Raw genomic sequence first — 15,208 nt, forward strand, 5'->3', positions numbered from 1 at the left:
AGCCGCCCCGCCCCGCCACACGCAACGGCGCCCCCGCCCCGGACAGGGGCGAGGGCGCCGCAGTGGGATGCGGTCAGCCGTGGTGGTCCGCGGTGACTACAGCTCCTTGACCCTGATGTCCCGGTACGAGATCACATCCGTGACCCCGTGGACCTGGAGACCGACGTAGCCGGACGAGTAGCGCCGTCCGTCCGTGCCCGGGTCGTCGCCACGCGGCGGTGTGAAGACCTGGCCGCCGGTGTTGTCGAACTCGTTGATCAGGACTCCGTTGCGGTAGATCGAATAGTGCTGGTCCACCACCTTGATCTCGTAGTCGTTCCACGTGCCCTTCGGGGTGACCCCGGCGCCGCCGAGGCCTACCCGGTCGAAGCCGTAGATCGACCCCGTCTTGTACATGTCGCCGTCAGGCCGGTCGAGCATCTGCACCTCGTGCCCGTACTTGATGGCGACCCACTCCGGACGCGACTCCTCCGGGTGGTCGTGGACCTGCGGGAAGCGGACGAAGGCACCGCCGTTGGCGTTGCCGTTGCCCGGCGCGTCGTCACGCCACTGGAGCTTCAGCGAGAAGTCGCCGTACTTGCGCTGCGGGAACCACAGCATGCCCATGCCCTCGACGGTGGTGCTGCTGGTGATCGAACCGTCGGGGTTCAGGCCGAACTTGCCGCCGCCGACCTGCTCCCACTTGTCCAGGGACTCCTGGGTGCCGTCGAAGATCTTGCGGTAGCCCTCGGTCTGGCCGGGCTTGCCGATGCCGGACTGCTTGGCGGCACGATTGATCTTGTTGTACTCGCGCTGGTCGATTTCACCGGCCTTCAGGAGCCTGTCCGTGACGCTCTTGACGTGCTTCAGGAAGAGCGCGTGGGACGTCCACTCCTTCTCGTCCTCGATCAGCTCGTTGATGCGGCACCGGTTGTTGGTGACGCGGTTCGGGATGCCCGTGTCGACCGTGCCGACGATGACCGTCAACCGCTCGTCGAACTCGGCGCAGTTGGGCGACGGGACCCCGCCGCCATCCGTGACCGTGAAGGAGACGTCCTTGGCCTCGGCGGTGTTGCCCGCCTTGTCGCTCGCGCGGTACGCCACCGTGTGCCGGCCCACGCGGTCGACGACGACCGGATCGGCGTACGCGAGGTACGGACCGCCGTCGAGCGAGTACTCGACCTTGTCGACACCGGAGTCGGCGTCGGTCGCGGTGACCGTCACCTTCGCCTTGCCGATGTACGCGCCGTCCGAGTTCTTGTCGCCCTCGACCTTCGCGGCGGTCTCCGGCGGCGTCTTGTCCTCGACCGGCGGCGTGACCACGGTGAACTCGACGGACTTCTCCGCCGCCTGGTTCCCCGCCTTGTCCGACGCGCGGTAGCGGATCTTGTGCGCGCCCGCCGCGTGGACCATGACCGGCGCGGTGTACGCCGTCCACTCGCCGCCGTCACCGACCGCGTACTCGATCTTGTTGACGCCGGAGCCGGTGTCGGACGCCGTCACGGTGACGGTCGCCATCCCGATGTACTCGCCCTTGTCGTTCTTCTCGCCCGTCACCGTGGCCGAGGTCTCCGGTGGTGTCTTGTCGTCGGACGAGGGTGGGACCACCGTGAAGTCGACGGCTTTCTCCGCCGCCACATTGCCCGCCTTGTCGCTCGCGCGATAGCGGATCTTGTGGGTGCCGACCTGGTCGACGACCACGGGCGCCGTATACGGCTGCCAGGCGCCGTCGGCCCCGACCGCGAACTCCGTCTTGTCGACGCCCGAACCTTCGTCGGTCGCCGTCACCGACACGGTGGCGGAACCGACGTACGCACCATCGGAGTTGGTCTGTCCCTCGACCTTGGCCGCCGTCTCGGGAGCGGTCGTGTCCTCGCCGCCGCCCTCGGTCACCACGAGAATGCCCTGCATCGCCCCGTGGCCGGGGATCGTGCAGTGGTAGCGGTATCGGCCGGGCGAGAGGGTGACCTCCGCCGTGTGCTTGCCGCCCTGGTCGTCGTTCGGGTTGGCCAGGATGTTCAGCGGTACGTCGTTGTTGTACTCGGGGTCGGACACGTCGAACGTCAGCGTGTGCGGCATGCCGGTGTTGTTGCCGGTCGCCTCACTGTTCTCGAAGACGATCGTCGTCGGGCCCGCGACCGCCGTGGTGGGCGCGGAGGCGTACTTGTCGATGTTGTTGTCGGCGGTCCAGGTCAGCGTCTGTGCCGCCGCCGGGCCCGGGTTGTCGGGCTGGCTCGCCGCCGTCGACGTCAGGCCGAGCACCATGAGGAGCGACGCGAGAAGCGCCGTCCAGAGTCTTCGCTTGCTTACCGCGGGCACGGTCATCCCGCCCTCCTTGCCAGGTCCTTGGCGGCCGGTGTGGCCTCGCCGCCCGAGTAAGTGACGCGCCACAGCGCCGACTTGGAGTCCGAGGTGAAGAACCCGCGGCCGTAGTCGAGGACGTACAGCGAGCCGTCGGGGGCGAACTTCCAGTCCATGAGGTTCTTGATGCCGTCGTTGCCGATCGGGATGATCTTCTTCAGGGATTCGGCGTGCGTGGGCAGGCCGCCGCTGCCGACCGTCTTCGGGTCGGTGAGCACCGCGTGCCGTGGCTGGTCGGCGTCGTAGAAGTCACCGACGAACCACTTGCCGTCCCAGTACGAAGGCCACTTGTCCGCGCTGGTGTTGGCCTTGTCGAAGCGGTAGACCGGACCGTTCATCGTGGCCTGGCCGCCGCCCTTGAGCCACGGCAGGAGGATCTTCTGCTCCGACGTCTTGTAGCTCGGGATGCCGTTCGCGTCACGCGGGTAGTCGACGCCGCCGCCCTGCGGCGAGTACCAGATGTTGTTCGGCTCGGCCGGCGGGATGTTCACCAGGCCGTCGTTGTTGGGCGACTCGTTCTTGAGGTTCTTGCAGTCGTACCAGCCGAGCGGCTTCGTCGGGTCCGGCAGATTGCGGTCGCGGTAGGGCTGGTTGTTGCCCATGCAGTACGGCCAGCCGCGGTTGGACGCGTGCGTGATGGCGGCGAACGTGTCGTACTTCGCCGGGCCCCACGTCGTCGACGGCTCACCGGCGTCCGGACCGACCCAGCCCGCGTAGAGCGTGTCGGTCTGCTTGTCGATGGAGATGCGCGCCGGGTTCCTGACGCCCATCACATAGATCTCGCCGCGCGTCTTGCCGCCGCCCTCGTCCGGCTCCTTGCCGGTGAAGAGGTTGCCTTCGGGAAGCGTGTACGTTCCGTCGTCCTCCGGGTGGATGCGCAGGATCTTGCCGTTGAGGTTGTTGGTGTTGCCCGCCGTGCGGCGTGCGTCGGCGAAGGAGACGCCCTTGAAATTGGGCTGCGGGTTGTTGCCCGAGTAGCCGTTGGTGAAGCCCGAGGAGTTGTTGTCACCCGTCGCGATGTACAGATTGCCCTTGGAGTCCCAGGCCATCCCGCCGCCCGCGTGGCAGCAACTGTGGATCTGCACCGGCCATTTGAGCAGGACCTTCTCGCTCGCGAGGTCCAGCTTGTTGGTGGCCTGGTCGAGCGTGAAGCGCGAGACGTAGCGCTCGGCCATGTGCGTCTCACGGTTGATCTTCGAGTGGGGTGTGTAGTGCAGATACACCCAGCCGTTCTGCTCGAACTCCGGGTCCAACTCGATGCCGAGCAAGCCTTCTTCGACCTTGATCAGCTCATCGCCGCCACCCTTGTTGCCGAAGATGGTGAGCGCTCCGGCGAGCGTCGACTTCTTCGTCTTGGGGTCGTAGACGTGGATCTCGCCCTTGCCCTTGCCGATGTCGGGGTTGTTCCAGTCGGTGATGACCGGCTGCGAGGAGTCGGCGCCACCGCGGCCGATGTAGAAGATCCGTCCGTCGGGCGCGGTGACCAGGCCGTGCGGCTCGCCGATCTGGTCGTTCTGGCCCGGCTGGTTGGCCTGGGTCAGGCGCTCCGCCTTGTAGTTGGCGTTGATCGTCGCCTTGCAGTCGGCGCGCGCGATGCGGGTCGTCCACAGCAGGGCGCCGCGCAGGTGCGAGCGGAAGTCCGTCTCGTCGTACGAGGCCGCCGTACCGCCCATGCCGGTGTAGAAGGAGCGCCCGCCGTCGTAGTCACGGCACCAGGAGACCGGGTGGTCCGCGCCGTTCTTGCTCGCGCCCGGCTGGTACGTCGACTCACGCACGCGGGCCACGGTGTGGACCTCGCCGGACGGGTTCTTGGTCCAGTTCAGCCACTGGTCGGGGCGCTTCCACTGCAGGGGCAGGTCCTTGGTGGCCGGATTCTCCCGGTCGCCGACCTCGACGGTGGCGCGCTGCACGTTCGTCGGGCTCGAGTCGGCCGGGCGGGCGCCGATCAGGCCGGTGAACCAGTTCGAGTACGGCTCGGCGCGGGCCGCGTCATGGATGCCGAGGAAACCGCCGCCCGCCTCCATGTATGTCTCCAGACCCGCTTCCTGCTCGGGGTCGAGGACGTCGCCGCCGCCGGTCAGGAAGGCGACCGCGTTGAACTTGCCGAGCTTGGCCTCGTTCGTGAAGACCGCCGGGTCGTCGGTCGCCTCGATCCTGAACCGTTGGGCGGCCGGGCCCGATTGGCCGATCTTCTCGATGGCCTCGATGCCGGCGTTCACGACAGGTGATTCGTCGCCGCCGGCGGCCGATCCGTGGAAGACGAGCACGCGCACGTTCGCCTGGCCGGGCGGCGACGGCAGGGACATCGTTGTCAACGGCGGTTCGGGATAGGGCCGCGCGGTGGCGGCCTGTGTGGAGAGCGCGCCGGTGACCATGGCCCCGGAGAGCAGGGCCGCGGCCCAGGCGCGGCGCGAGCCGACCCGGTTCCGTTGCTGGTCCCGCTTGCGCATCTGGCGGTTCGATCTGCGTCTGGTTCTGCTCAACCCTCGTACAGCCAAGGGCTCTTGATGCGGTGTGAGCCGCATGAGTACACCCACCCCTCGTCGGTCACAGCAACAGGCGCGGATGAAGCTAGACCTCTTTTTGCCACTCGCCAATAGGTAACACCGGAATTCCGCGAACTTTGTCCTGCGTGTGGATAAACGAAGATCCCCCGGATACCGTGTGGCCGTCTCGGGGGCCACCTGCGCCCCGTCAGTCTCCGTACCGCAGTGGGGAGTTCGGCATGGATCGACGGAGCTTCAACCGGCGGATGCTCGTGGGTGGGGTGGCCGCGACGGCCGGCGTGACATCGTTGTCGCTGGCCGCCGCGCCCGAGGCGAGCACGGCAGAGGGGCCCAAGACCGCGCCGGCCGGCGGTGAGGTGCGCCGCATCAAGATGTACGCCGAGAAGCTGGCGGACGGGCAGATGGGATACGGCCTGGAGAAGGGCAAGGCGTCCATCCCCGGCCCACTCATCGAGTTGAACGAGGGCGACACCCTGCACATCGAGTTCGAGAACCTGATGGACGTGCACGCCAGCCTGCACGTCCACGGCACGGACTACGAGATATCCAGCGACGGCACCAAGCACACGAAGAGCGACGTCGAGCCGGGCGGCAAGCGGACCTACACCTGGCGCACGCACGCGCCTGGCCGACGCAAGGACGGCACCTGGCGTCCCGGCACCGCGGGCTACTGGCACTACCACGACCATGTGGTCGGCACCGATCACGGCACCGGCGGCGTACGCAAGGGGCTCTACGGTCCGCTGATCGTGAGACGCAAGGGCGACCTGCTGCCCGACAAGACCTTCACGATCGTCTTCAACGACATGACGATCAACAACAAGGCCGGTCACGACAGCCCCAACTTCGAGGCCACGGTGGGGGATCGGGTCGAGTTCGTCTCCATCACGCACGGCGAGTACTACCACACGTTCCATGTGCACGGTCACCGCTGGGCGGACAACCGCACGGGCATGCTGACCGGCCCCGACGACCCGAGCCAGGTCCTCGACGACAAGATCACCGGACCGGGGGACTCGTTCGGCTTCCAGGTCATCGCGGGGGAAGGGGTCGGGGCGGGCGCCTGGATGTACCACTGCCATGTGCAGAGCCACTCCGACATGGGGATGGCGGGCCTCTTCCTGGTGAAGAAGGCGGACGGGACGATCCCGGACTACGAGCCGCACCATGCCTCCGGGGCGGCCAAGAAGTCCGGCGGCTCCGGGGACTCCGCGGACTCAGGCGGGTCAGAAGGGTCAGACGGGTCCGGTGATTCCGGGGACTCCGGTCACGATCACGGCTAGGACCGCGTGAGGGATCTCGCGCTGACCGCCACCAACGCCCTGGCTTCGGCCGGGGCGTTGGCGCGTTGCGGGAGCCTTCCGGCGGCGGGGATGCGTGCGGGGCCGTGTGCTGGGGCGGCGGCTGCGGTTCTGTGCTCGGCATCGGCCATTTCTGGCCGTCATGGGGAGATCGTGCAGGACTGGCTGATCCTGGTGCCATCCCTTTACCCAGAGGTCCGCTTTGGGTGTACTCCTTGTACGCCTCACCCATGCGTCACACCCGTACGCCCCCGGTGCGCAGCCCCACGCGAACCGCCAGCCAAGGGAGCCGAGTTGAGCAAGGACAGCGTGTACGACTACGTCATCGTCGGAGCCGGTTCCGCGGGATGCGTCCTCGCCGCTCGGCTCTCCGAGGATCCCGCGATACGGGTCGCGCTCGTCGAGTCGGGACCGCGCGACAGGAAGCCCGAGATCCGCATCCCGGCGGCCTTCCCGAAGCTGTTCAAGACGCCCTACGACTGGGACTATTCCACCGCGAAGCAGGCCGCGCTCGACGGCCGCCAACTGTACTGGCCGCGCGGTCACACTCTGGGCGGATCGTCCTCGATGAACGCCATGATGTGGGTACGCGGCCACCGCGACGACTACGACGCCTGGGGCGAGGCCGCGGGGCCCGAGTGGTCCTACGAAGCGTTCGAACGCTACTTCCGGCGCGCGGAGCGGTGGACGGGCGCGGCGGGCGGGGCAGGCGCGGACAGTGTCTACGGGAACGACGGACCGCTGTGGATCTCCCCGCCTCGCGCCCTCAACCCGACCACCACCGCGTTCCTCGACGCCTGCCGCGACGCGGGCCTGCGCGAACTGACGGAACTGAACGAGCCCGACCACAGCGGCTTCGCGCTCACTCCGGTCAACCAGCGCCGCGGCCGCCGCTGGAGCGCGGCCGACGGCTATCTGAAGCCGGCCAGGCGCCGCCGCAACCTGCACGTCCTCACCGAAGCCCGCGTCCGCAGGCTGGAGTTCGACGGGACACGCGTGGCCGGTGTCATCGCCGACGGCGTCCCCGGGAAGCTGATCGCCCGACGCGAGGTGATCCTCAGTGCGGGCGCCATCGGCTCTCCGCAGCTCCTTCAGGCCTCCGGCGTCGGCGACCCGGACGACCTCTCGAAGGCCGGCATCGTGACGCGCGTCGCGTCCCCGGGCGTGGGCCGCAACCTCCAGGACCATCTCGCGTACGCGGTCACCATGCGCTGCCCACAGCCCATCACGCTGACCGGAGCGGACTCCCTCGCCAACGTCGGCCGGTTCCTGCTCGCCGGGCGCGGCCCGCTCACGTCGAACGTCGCCGAGGCCGTCGCCTTCATCAAGACACGTCCCGAACTCACCGCTCCCGACATCGAGTTGATCTACGCCCCTGTTCCGTTCATCAACCACGGTCTGACCCCGCCCACCGAACACGGCATCACGGTCGGCGTGGTGCTGCTCCAGCCGGAGAGCGAGGGCCGGATCACGCCGAGAGGCCCGGGGGTCGGCTCCGCGCCCCTGATCGATCCCGGCTATCTGACGGCGGAGGCCGACATCCGCACGCTCGTCGCCGGGGTACGCCGTGCGGAGGAACTGCTCGCGGGCCGCGCCCTCGCCCCGTACGCGTCGGGTGGTCCGCTGGAACCCCATCCGGGCACGGTCGACGACGCGACCCTGGCCCGGACGATCCGGGGGGCGGCGGAGACGCTCTACCACCCGGTCGGCACCTGCCGGATGGGCAGCGACGAGGGGTCGGTCACCGACCCGACGCTGCGGGTGCGGGGCACGACGGCCCTGCGGGTCGTGGACGCCTCGGTCATGCCGCGGATCACGCGCGGCCACACGCACGCTCCCACGGTGGCGCTCGCGGAGAAGGCGGCCGAGCTGATCAGGGCGGACGCGCGGAGGTGACGCGGGGCGGGGGTGTGCCCCCGCCCCGCCCGCCGGTCGTATCCTGACCGGCGCACACCCGCAAGACGCCCCTGAGGAGCTCCACGTGACCGAGCCGCCGAGCGCCGCCCCGCGCCCTACCCTGGAGGCCGTGGCTGCCCGCGCCGGAGTCTCCCGGGCCACGGTGTCCCGAGTCGTCAACGGCGACGCGGGCGTGCGCGAGGTGCTCGCCGAGAAGGTCAGACAGGCGGTCGACGAACTCGGCTACGTGCCGAACCGCGCCGCCCGCAGCCTGGTGACCCGCCGCCACGACGCGGTCGCCGTGGTGATCGCCGAGCCGGAGACGCGGGTCTTCGCCGACCCGTTCTTCGCTCTGCAACTGCGGGGCATCAGCAAGGAGTTGACGTCACGTGATGTGCAGCTCGTACTGCTGCTCACGGAGGGGCGTGACGATCACGAGCGGGTCGGCCGCTACCTGGCCGGCGGCCATGTGGACGGCGCCCTCGTCTTCTCCCTGCACCTGGACGACCCACTGCCCGGCATCATCCAGGGCGCGGGGGTGCCGACGGTGTTCGGAGGCCGTCCCGGGTGGCAGGACGGGACGGTGACGTCTCCGTACGTCGACTGCGACAACCGCGGCGGCGCGCGGGACGCGGTGCGCCATCTGGTCTCCCTGGGCCGCACCAACATCGCGCACATCACCGGCGCGCTCGACCAGACGTCGGCGGTGGACCGCCTTGACGGCTTCCGTGACGTCCTGCCGGATGCGGGAGAGAGGTTCGTCGCGCAGGGAGACTTCACCCCGGCGGGCGGCGAGCGCGCGATGCGTGAACTCCTCGACCGCGTACCGGAGGTGGACGCGGTCTTCGCCGCGAACGACCTGACGGCGTCGGGGGCGCTGCGGGTGCTCCGGGAGCGGGGGAAGCGGGTACCGGAGGACGTGGCGGTGGTGGGCTTCGACGACATGCTGGCGGTGGCGGAACAGGTGGAGCCACCGCTGACGACAGTGCGTCAGGACATCGAGGAGATGGGCCGGTTGATGGCAAGGATGCTGCTGGCCCGGGGCGAGCTGCCGACGGAGAGCGTGGTCCTGCCGACGGAGCTGGTGCGGAGGGGGTCGGCGTAGGGGGGGGTGCTCGCGGGCTTGGGGGCCTTGGGCTTTGCCGCCGGCAGGGTGGGCCTTGTGCGAGGCACCGCCCCTGCCGGGGCGGCCCCGGGGGCAGTGATCTTCTGCCGTCTCGGGAATGGCGCCCGCCCCCGCCCGGATGGCGGCCCGGCCTGTCCCCTGTGGTCATCCGGGAAGGGCTGAGGCCCCCGCCCTGAGTCGGCGAGGGCGCTTGCCGCCGGGCCCGCCTCCCCAGCTGCCCGCCGCAGGCGACCCCGCTGCAGTCATACGAACGAGTGCCCCCGTTACCCCGCACGGTCCACCTGCGTTTTCGCTCGGCGGTGGTCGGGTGAGGCTCGGTTCAGTACTTTCCCTCATCCGGAGGTAACACCATGCGCAAGTGCGCGATCCTGGCAGCAGCGGCCTTCGCCGCGGTCACCGTCATCGGCGGGGCCGGCACCGCCGTCGCCGACCCCGGCCCCGGCGCCTACGCCGAGGGCACGGCTCAGAACTCGCCCGGCGTCCTCAGCGGCAACCTCCTGCAGGTCCCCGTCGACGTGCCGGTCAACGCGTGCGGCAACTCCCTGAACGTCATCGGCCTCCTCAACCCGGCCGCCGGCAACAACTGCAAGTAGGTCCCGGACGACACCACGCCGCCCCGTCGCGAGCTGATCGCGACGGGGCGGCGTGCGTGCTGACGTGCGTGCGGACGTGCCGACCGGCGGACGTGCGGAGAGGCTTGGCTACGCCCCTACGCCCCTACGCTCACCGTGAACCGCTTCGGGTTCCCGTCGTGCGCCGCCCCGGACACATCCGGCTCCCCGTCCGGCCGGACGTCGTCGTACGGGAACGCGTAGCCGATGGGCGAGTTCGCGTGCACCACGCGGGCCCAGTGGTTGGTCACGTCACCCTTGTAGTAGTCCCCGGCGCCGGCCCCGTTCGGCTGCTCCGCGTGCGTCAGCATGATGCTCCGGTTGAACCCGGCCGCGAGCCGCGCGAGCAGGCCCTTCTTGTCGTCGGAGTCCCCGGGGTTGTTCGTGAAGGGCCCGTGGTTGCAGGTGAAGATGTCCTTCGACGTCGGCTTCGAGAACGTGTGCCCGCCGTTGAACGTCAGCGTGTCGCCACTCACCCGGCCGGTGAACACGCCACGGCCACCCTGAAGGTCGATCTTCAGGTCGGTGCTCCGGTACTTCTCCCACGCCTCGTCGATGTAGCTGTTCCACACGTCCCGGAACGGCATCTCATTGGGGCGGTCGAAGTACGGGGCCATGAGGTTCTGCGGCGAGATGACCCGGAGCACGTCGCCGCCGTCGCCGCGGATCACCAGATCGCCCCAGGGCTGTCCGTCCTTCTCGCCCTGGGCCGCGAGGTCGGAGGCGATCTTGTCGACGGCGCCGTCCGGCAGCGGGGCCACCGTGTGCTTGGCGTCCCCCTCCAGGGTCAGGCCGATGGGGAGGGCCGTGACGAGGTCCACGTAGCTGATGTTGGCGTACAACTGCGTGCTGTTGAAGGTGAATTCGCAGAACGACCAGGTGCGCCCGTAGTTGGGGTCCTCCTTGGTCGCGAAGGCGGGCTCGACGAGCGAAGGACCCGGGTTGAGGAAGAAGTCCAGCTTGTCGTCGCGCACGAAGTAGACGCGGGCCCCGAACATTTGAGGCAGCGTCAGGATCTTCGGCTCCGAGCCCGCCGCGCCGAGCGGAATCGCGCAGTCGACGGGGAGGGGCGTCTCCGGCGCCGACGGCGAGTCGGGGCGGTAGACGCCGCCGTCCGGCTTCAGCAGGACCCAGCGGTCGGTGCCCTGCTCGTGGCCGGTGACGTAGGCGTGCACCTTGCCGGGCAACGACTTGTTCTGGAGGGCGAGTTCGCAGGTCGCGGGGGCCGCCTTGGCGCCGGGGCTGAGGGCGCTTCCCCAGACGGGGTAGGTGAGGGCTCCGGCGGCACCGGCTGCTGTGGACAGGAACACTCGACGCGATATCACGGAAGGTCTCCCGGGATGGGGTTGTGGGGGATGTCGTGCGTACGTACGGCCGGGTCGCTGTGGGGGTGCTGTGCTGTGGGGGTGCTGCGGGGGGTGGTCGGCCGTGTGGTGCGACCACTGTCGCGGCGACGAATTCCAGCGTCAAGACTTATGGCTGAGAGCGCTCTCAGAATCTTGGTTCTTTCACAAGGTGGCAGCACGCGCGCACTGTCAGTGCCTGGTGTCAGACTCAGAAGGACGGAAGAGAGATGCGACAAAGGAGTCGATCATGCTCAATACCGGTTATGCCTCGGGTGCCCCGACCTGGGTGGACCTAGGAACCCCGGATCTGGAAAGCGCCCACGCCTTCTACCGCGCGCTCTTCGGGTGGCGGTTCCAGTCGGGCGGCGAGGAATTCGGTGGATACGGCATGTATCAGGCGGACGGCAAGACCGTGGCGGGCGCCATGAGCGTCCCCACCGAGCAGTCCCCTCCGGGCTGGACGCTCTACTTCAAGACGCCGGACGCGGACGCGACGGCCAAGGCGATCGAGCAGGCCGGCGGCAGCACGGTCTACGACGTCATGGATGTCGGCGACCTCGGCCGCATGGCGGTCTTCACCGACCCCCAGGGTGTCGGCTTCGCCGTGTGGCAGCCGGGCACGAACAAGGGCCTCGACCTGGTGGACGCCCCGAACAGCATGTGCTGGACGGAGCTCTACACCCCGGACACCAAGGCGGCCCAGGAGTTCTACGGCTCCGTGTTCGGCTGGGGCACCACAACCCAGGCGTTCGACGGCGGTTCGTACACGATGGTGCACCCCGCCGGCGGTACGGCGGACGACATGTTCGGCGGCCTGTGGCCGTTGTCCGAAGCCCCGGAGGAAGCCGAGGGCGGGCCGTACTGGACTCCGTACTTCCAGGTGGCCGACATGGACGCGGTGCTCGCCAAGGTCGAGCCGTCCGGGGGCACGGTGCGGGTGCCGCGGATGGACCTCGCGGGCATCGGCAGCTTCGCCAAGCTCGCCGACCCGGCCGGGGCGCGGTTCGCCCTGATGCAGCCGGAGGCGCCGACCGCGGGCTGAGGTCGAGAGCCGACGGCAGACGGACATGGCAGACGGAACACGGAACACGGAACACGGAACACGGTCGAGGATCCGGCATCGCCCGGCCACGCCGGACGATGCCGGACGAGACATCGCGTCCAGTATCTGAACCCACCACGAGCGTTTGACCGCGCTCCCCGCGGGCAAGCAGAAGGAGCCTGAAACGCCGCATGTCACGGCGTTGATCGTTCGTTGATCTCCTGTTTCGCGCGCCCTGCCAGCATCGATGGCATGCAGATCCACATGACAGCCGAGCCGGAACTCGCCTGGCAGGAGCAGGCCCTCTGTGCCCAGACGGGGTCCGAGTTCTTCTTCCCCGAACCGGGCAGCTCGGTGCGCGAAGCCAAATACATCTGCCAGCTCTGCGAGATGCGCCCGGCATGCCTCGAGTACGCCCTGGCCCATGACGAGCGGTTCGGCGTCTGGGGCGGGCTCTCCGAGAAGGAACGGCTCGGCCTCAGACGTACGTGACCGTGAATCTCAGACGTACGTGACCGTGAACCTCACGCGTACATGACCGTGAACCTCCTGGTCCCCGCCGGAATGTGCACGTCGTCCCCCGTCACCGCCAGATCGCGGCCGTCCGCCGTGACCGCGCGCACCGGGCCGAACCGGCACGGATAGACGTAGCGCACGCGCTCGGGCGCCCGCGTGATGTCCACGGTGACTTCCCGCCCGCCCGCGTCATGGGTGAGCCGGTAGCCGAAGGGCGCGCCGAAAAGGTTCGGCGCGTCTTCGACGGCCACCGACGCGCCGTCCGGCACCCAGTGCGGACGTACGCCCGGCGCGATGTAGAGATGCGGGTCCCTGTCCTCGTCGGCCTCGAAGAAGAGGATGTCGCGGATCAGGAGCAGATACTCGGCCGCAGCCCAGCCGTGCGGGATGTCCCCCATGTACCAGTGGCGGGAGGGGACTTCGCGGAAGTCGGACGCGACGGGGAAGGCGTGCTGCTCGTTCCAGGCGCCGAGCGCCACCGCCCGCTCCTCGGTCCGCGGCAGCGAGGCACCCACGATCCAGCCGAGCAGCGCGTCCATCCGCTCGACGTCGCCGGACAGCAGGTAGGCGTGCGCCAGCTGGGTGGTCAGATAAGGGCCGTAGGTGTTCCAGGCCGCCTCGTGCCGGTAGCCGCCGGTCACGAAGTGCGCGTACATCGTGTCGAGCGTCCAGCGGGCCGCCCGGTCGATGTCCTCGCCCAGCTTGCTGCCCATGTGCAGCCGCAGCGGGTGGAAGAACGCCGCCGCGCCGATCATCGTCGAGTCCAGCCGGCCGACGTCACCGGGCCCGGTCGGGATATACGTCTCCCACTCGCCGCGCCTGCGTTGCTCCGCCAGGACCCAGCGCACGGACGCCGCTGTGGCCCGCTTCAAGTCATCGAAAGCGCCCCAGAGTTCGGGTACATCAGGTGCCCCGATCCGCTCCGCGAGCCGCGCGGCTTCATAGAGACCAGCGATGCCCCACAGGTCGTCCCAGTAGTGTGGTTTGTCGCGCTCGCCCAGGTGCTCGGCGCTCCAGCCGCTGTGCAGCAGGCCGTACTGGTCGCGGTTGTCGCGCAGCCACCGGGCGCCGTCGATCACGTACGGCGTGTAGAGCTTCGCGCCGAACGCCGTGGACCGGCCGTGCGTCCGGTCGAAGCGGCCGATCGCCCACAGTGCCTGGCCGTTGCTGTCCCACTCGCGGTCGTCCCTCTCGTGCGGTCCGCCGTAGAATCCGTACTCGGCGCACGGCCCGATCCGGCCCGAGCCGCGGTTGAACTTGAGCGGATAGTGCGTGCCCAACTGGCGCTCGGCCAGGGCCGCGTCACCGACCAGCGAGCACGCAGTGGCCTCGACGGACGAGTCACGGATCCAGAAGGAGTCGTACACCGTCGGGCCCGGATGGATCTCGCCGTGATCGGAGAGGATCAGGAGCTGCGAGCGGCACTGCCGGAAGTGGTCCGCCAAGTGCGCGACTGGCTCCGGCAGTTGGGGCTGCACACCCTGAGCGACCAGCTTGCCCGTCCAGAACGCGCGGTTGGCCTCCTCCAGGGTGGCGGCAGGAGTGGCCCTGATCTCCGCCAGGTCGGCGGCGCCGCTGTAGACGTCGACCGGTAGGCGTACGTCGAGCTCGAACAGTTCGTCGTCCGCGATCCGGTAGGGCCAGGCGAACGCCGCGCTGCACAGCCCCGCGATCTGGTCCTGCGCCTGCAGGGCGCCGTTCAACTTGCCGCCCACGACCAGGTCGTGGAACGGGTTGCGGGTCAGATAGGAACCAGGGTCGTACGTGGAATCCGGGTTGCCGTACACGCCGTACTGCTCGGGGTGCGTGTCGAACACCGGCCCCCACCCGCTGTTGGTCTCCACCCGGCCCTCGTCCGGCAGATGGCGCAGGTACGTCAGGCGCCGGTCCGTGATCTGGCGGCCATTGCGGTCGTGCCGCTGGAAACCGCTCGGGCCCGCGGGCATGACGGCCGCGCACAGCCAGCCGTCGCGCGGCTGCCCGGTCGCGCTGCCCACGGTCAGGCGGGTCACGACGAGGTCCCGCTGCCGGGGCCCGATCACCGTCCCGAAGGTCCGCTGCACGAATTCGGTGCCGTCCTCGGTACGGAACGTCGTCAGGACCACCGGCAGATGGGGCGCCTCCATGCGCTGGGCGACGGCCCCGGCATCCGCCAGCTGCGGCAGGGACACGACGCCCGTCGACGGTGAGTACAGGAAGAAGGACAGGCAGTACTTGTCGTAGACCGGCTCGATCTCGCCCGCCTGCCCGATCAGGGACTCCTGGCGGTGATCCTTGACGCCCACCATGTGCCAGTACCGGTACAGAGCGTTGGAGGCGAAGGCGGCCTCCTTGGATTCGTACGTTCCCGAGTCGAAGTCGTCGCTCCAGCGCCGGAAGGCCGACTGGGCCCACCACGGAACGGGATAGGGCACCTGCGTCCGTCCCGCCCAGCCGCGCCACATGACCTCGTAGAACATCCACTCATGGGTCTGTGCCATGGGTTCCACCCCCGCTGCCCACCGTTGCACCGGGACGGGCGGT

The 15,208-nt window shown here is 69.1% G+C and carries 10 protein-coding genes; 6 read left to right on the forward strand and 4 right to left on the reverse strand.

Annotation, left to right across the window (positions count from 1 at the left end; translation table 11 throughout):
* Positions 1 to 96: 96 nt before the first annotated feature.
* Positions 97 to 2,304, reverse strand: coding sequence for an OmpL47-type beta-barrel domain-containing protein (locus AC5P1C_RS22870; protein ID WP_493867760.1), 2,208 nt, complete (start codon positions 2,302 to 2,304; stop codon positions 97 to 99).
* Positions 2,301 to 4,790, reverse strand: coding sequence for a ThuA domain-containing protein (locus AC5P1C_RS22875; RefSeq protein ID WP_493867761.1), 2,490 nt, complete (start codon positions 4,788 to 4,790; stop codon positions 2,301 to 2,303). The genes AC5P1C_RS22870 and AC5P1C_RS22875 overlap by 4 nt, the downstream gene beginning before the upstream one ends.
* Before the next feature lie 275 nt (positions 4,791 to 5,065).
* On the opposite strand from AC5P1C_RS22875, the gene AC5P1C_RS22880 reads away from it, so the two are divergent.
* The 4 genes from AC5P1C_RS22880 (at position 5,066) to AC5P1C_RS22895 (ending at position 9,763) form a co-directional block, all read left to right on the forward strand.
* Positions 5,066 to 6,130 (forward strand): multicopper oxidase domain-containing protein, encoded by a 1,065-nt coding sequence (locus AC5P1C_RS22880; RefSeq protein ID WP_493867762.1) that lies wholly within the window; start codon positions 5,066 to 5,068, stop codon positions 6,128 to 6,130.
* A 312-nt stretch (positions 6,131 to 6,442) separates the two neighbouring features.
* Positions 6,443 to 8,044 carry a GMC family oxidoreductase gene (locus AC5P1C_RS22885; RefSeq protein ID WP_493867763.1) on the forward strand — a complete coding sequence of 534 codons (1,602 nt, stop codon included), beginning with the start codon at positions 6,443 to 6,445 and terminating at the stop codon, positions 8,042 to 8,044.
* A gap of 85 nt (positions 8,045 to 8,129) precedes the next feature.
* Positions 8,130 to 9,149, forward strand: coding sequence for a LacI family DNA-binding transcriptional regulator (locus AC5P1C_RS22890; RefSeq protein ID WP_493867764.1), 1,020 nt, complete (start codon positions 8,130 to 8,132; stop codon positions 9,147 to 9,149).
* A gap of 371 nt (positions 9,150 to 9,520) precedes the next feature.
* Entirely contained in the window at positions 9,521 to 9,763 is a 243-nt protein-coding gene (locus tag AC5P1C_RS22895; protein WP_493867765.1) for a chaplin, read from the forward strand.
* A 116-nt stretch (positions 9,764 to 9,879) separates the two neighbouring features.
* Here the strand turns inward: AC5P1C_RS22895 and AC5P1C_RS22900 are convergent, their stop codons facing one another.
* On the reverse strand, positions 9,880 to 11,106 hold the full coding sequence (locus AC5P1C_RS22900; protein ID WP_493867766.1) for a glycoside hydrolase family 64 protein: 1,227 nt from the start codon (positions 11,104 to 11,106) through the stop codon (positions 9,880 to 9,882).
* 268 nt (positions 11,107 to 11,374) lie between these two features.
* Here AC5P1C_RS22900 and AC5P1C_RS22905 point away from each other — a divergent pair, with 268 nt between their 5' ends.
* Both AC5P1C_RS22905 and AC5P1C_RS22910 read left to right on the forward strand, forming a co-directional pair.
* Positions 11,375 to 12,169: a VOC family protein gene (locus AC5P1C_RS22905; RefSeq protein ID WP_493867767.1), complete on the forward strand. Its 795-nt coding sequence runs from the start codon at positions 11,375 to 11,377 to the stop codon at positions 12,167 to 12,169.
* A 252-nt stretch (positions 12,170 to 12,421) separates the two neighbouring features.
* Positions 12,422 to 12,661, forward strand: coding sequence for a WhiB family transcriptional regulator (locus AC5P1C_RS22910; protein ID WP_493867768.1), 240 nt, complete (start codon positions 12,422 to 12,424; stop codon positions 12,659 to 12,661).
* Between the two features lie 32 nt (positions 12,662 to 12,693).
* Here AC5P1C_RS22910 and AC5P1C_RS22915 read toward each other — a convergent pair whose 3' ends face one another.
* Positions 12,694 to 15,165, reverse strand: coding sequence for a hypothetical protein (locus AC5P1C_RS22915; protein WP_493867769.1), 2,472 nt, complete (start codon positions 15,163 to 15,165; stop codon positions 12,694 to 12,696).
* Between the last annotated feature and the right edge of the window lie 43 nt (positions 15,166 to 15,208).

Source organism: Streptomyces sp. A18, assembly GCF_059026065.1.

What these genes read in the sequence shown, in the direction of transcription:
- AC5P1C_RS22895 (WP_493867765.1), top strand. Translation starts at nt 9,521, where the DNA reads ATGCGCAAGTGCGCGATCCTGGCAGCAGCGGCCTTCGCCGCGGTCACC.
- AC5P1C_RS22880 (WP_493867762.1), top strand. Translation starts at nt 5,066, where the DNA reads ATGGATCGACGGAGCTTCAACCGGCGGATGCTCGTGGGTGGGGTGGCC.
- AC5P1C_RS22915 (WP_493867769.1), bottom strand. Translation starts at nt 15,165, where the DNA reads ATGGCACAGACCCATGAGTGGATGTTCTACGAGGTCATGTGGCGCGGC.
- AC5P1C_RS22910 (WP_493867768.1), top strand. Translation starts at nt 12,422, where the DNA reads ATGCAGATCCACATGACAGCCGAGCCGGAACTCGCCTGGCAGGAGCAG.
- AC5P1C_RS22870 (WP_493867760.1), bottom strand. Translation starts at nt 2,304, where the DNA reads ATGACCGTGCCCGCGGTAAGCAAGCGAAGACTCTGGACGGCGCTTCTC.
- AC5P1C_RS22905 (WP_493867767.1), top strand. Translation starts at nt 11,375, where the DNA reads ATGCTCAATACCGGTTATGCCTCGGGTGCCCCGACCTGGGTGGACCTA.
- AC5P1C_RS22875 (WP_493867761.1), bottom strand. Translation starts at nt 4,790, where the DNA reads ATGCGCAAGCGGGACCAGCAACGGAACCGGGTCGGCTCGCGCCGCGCC.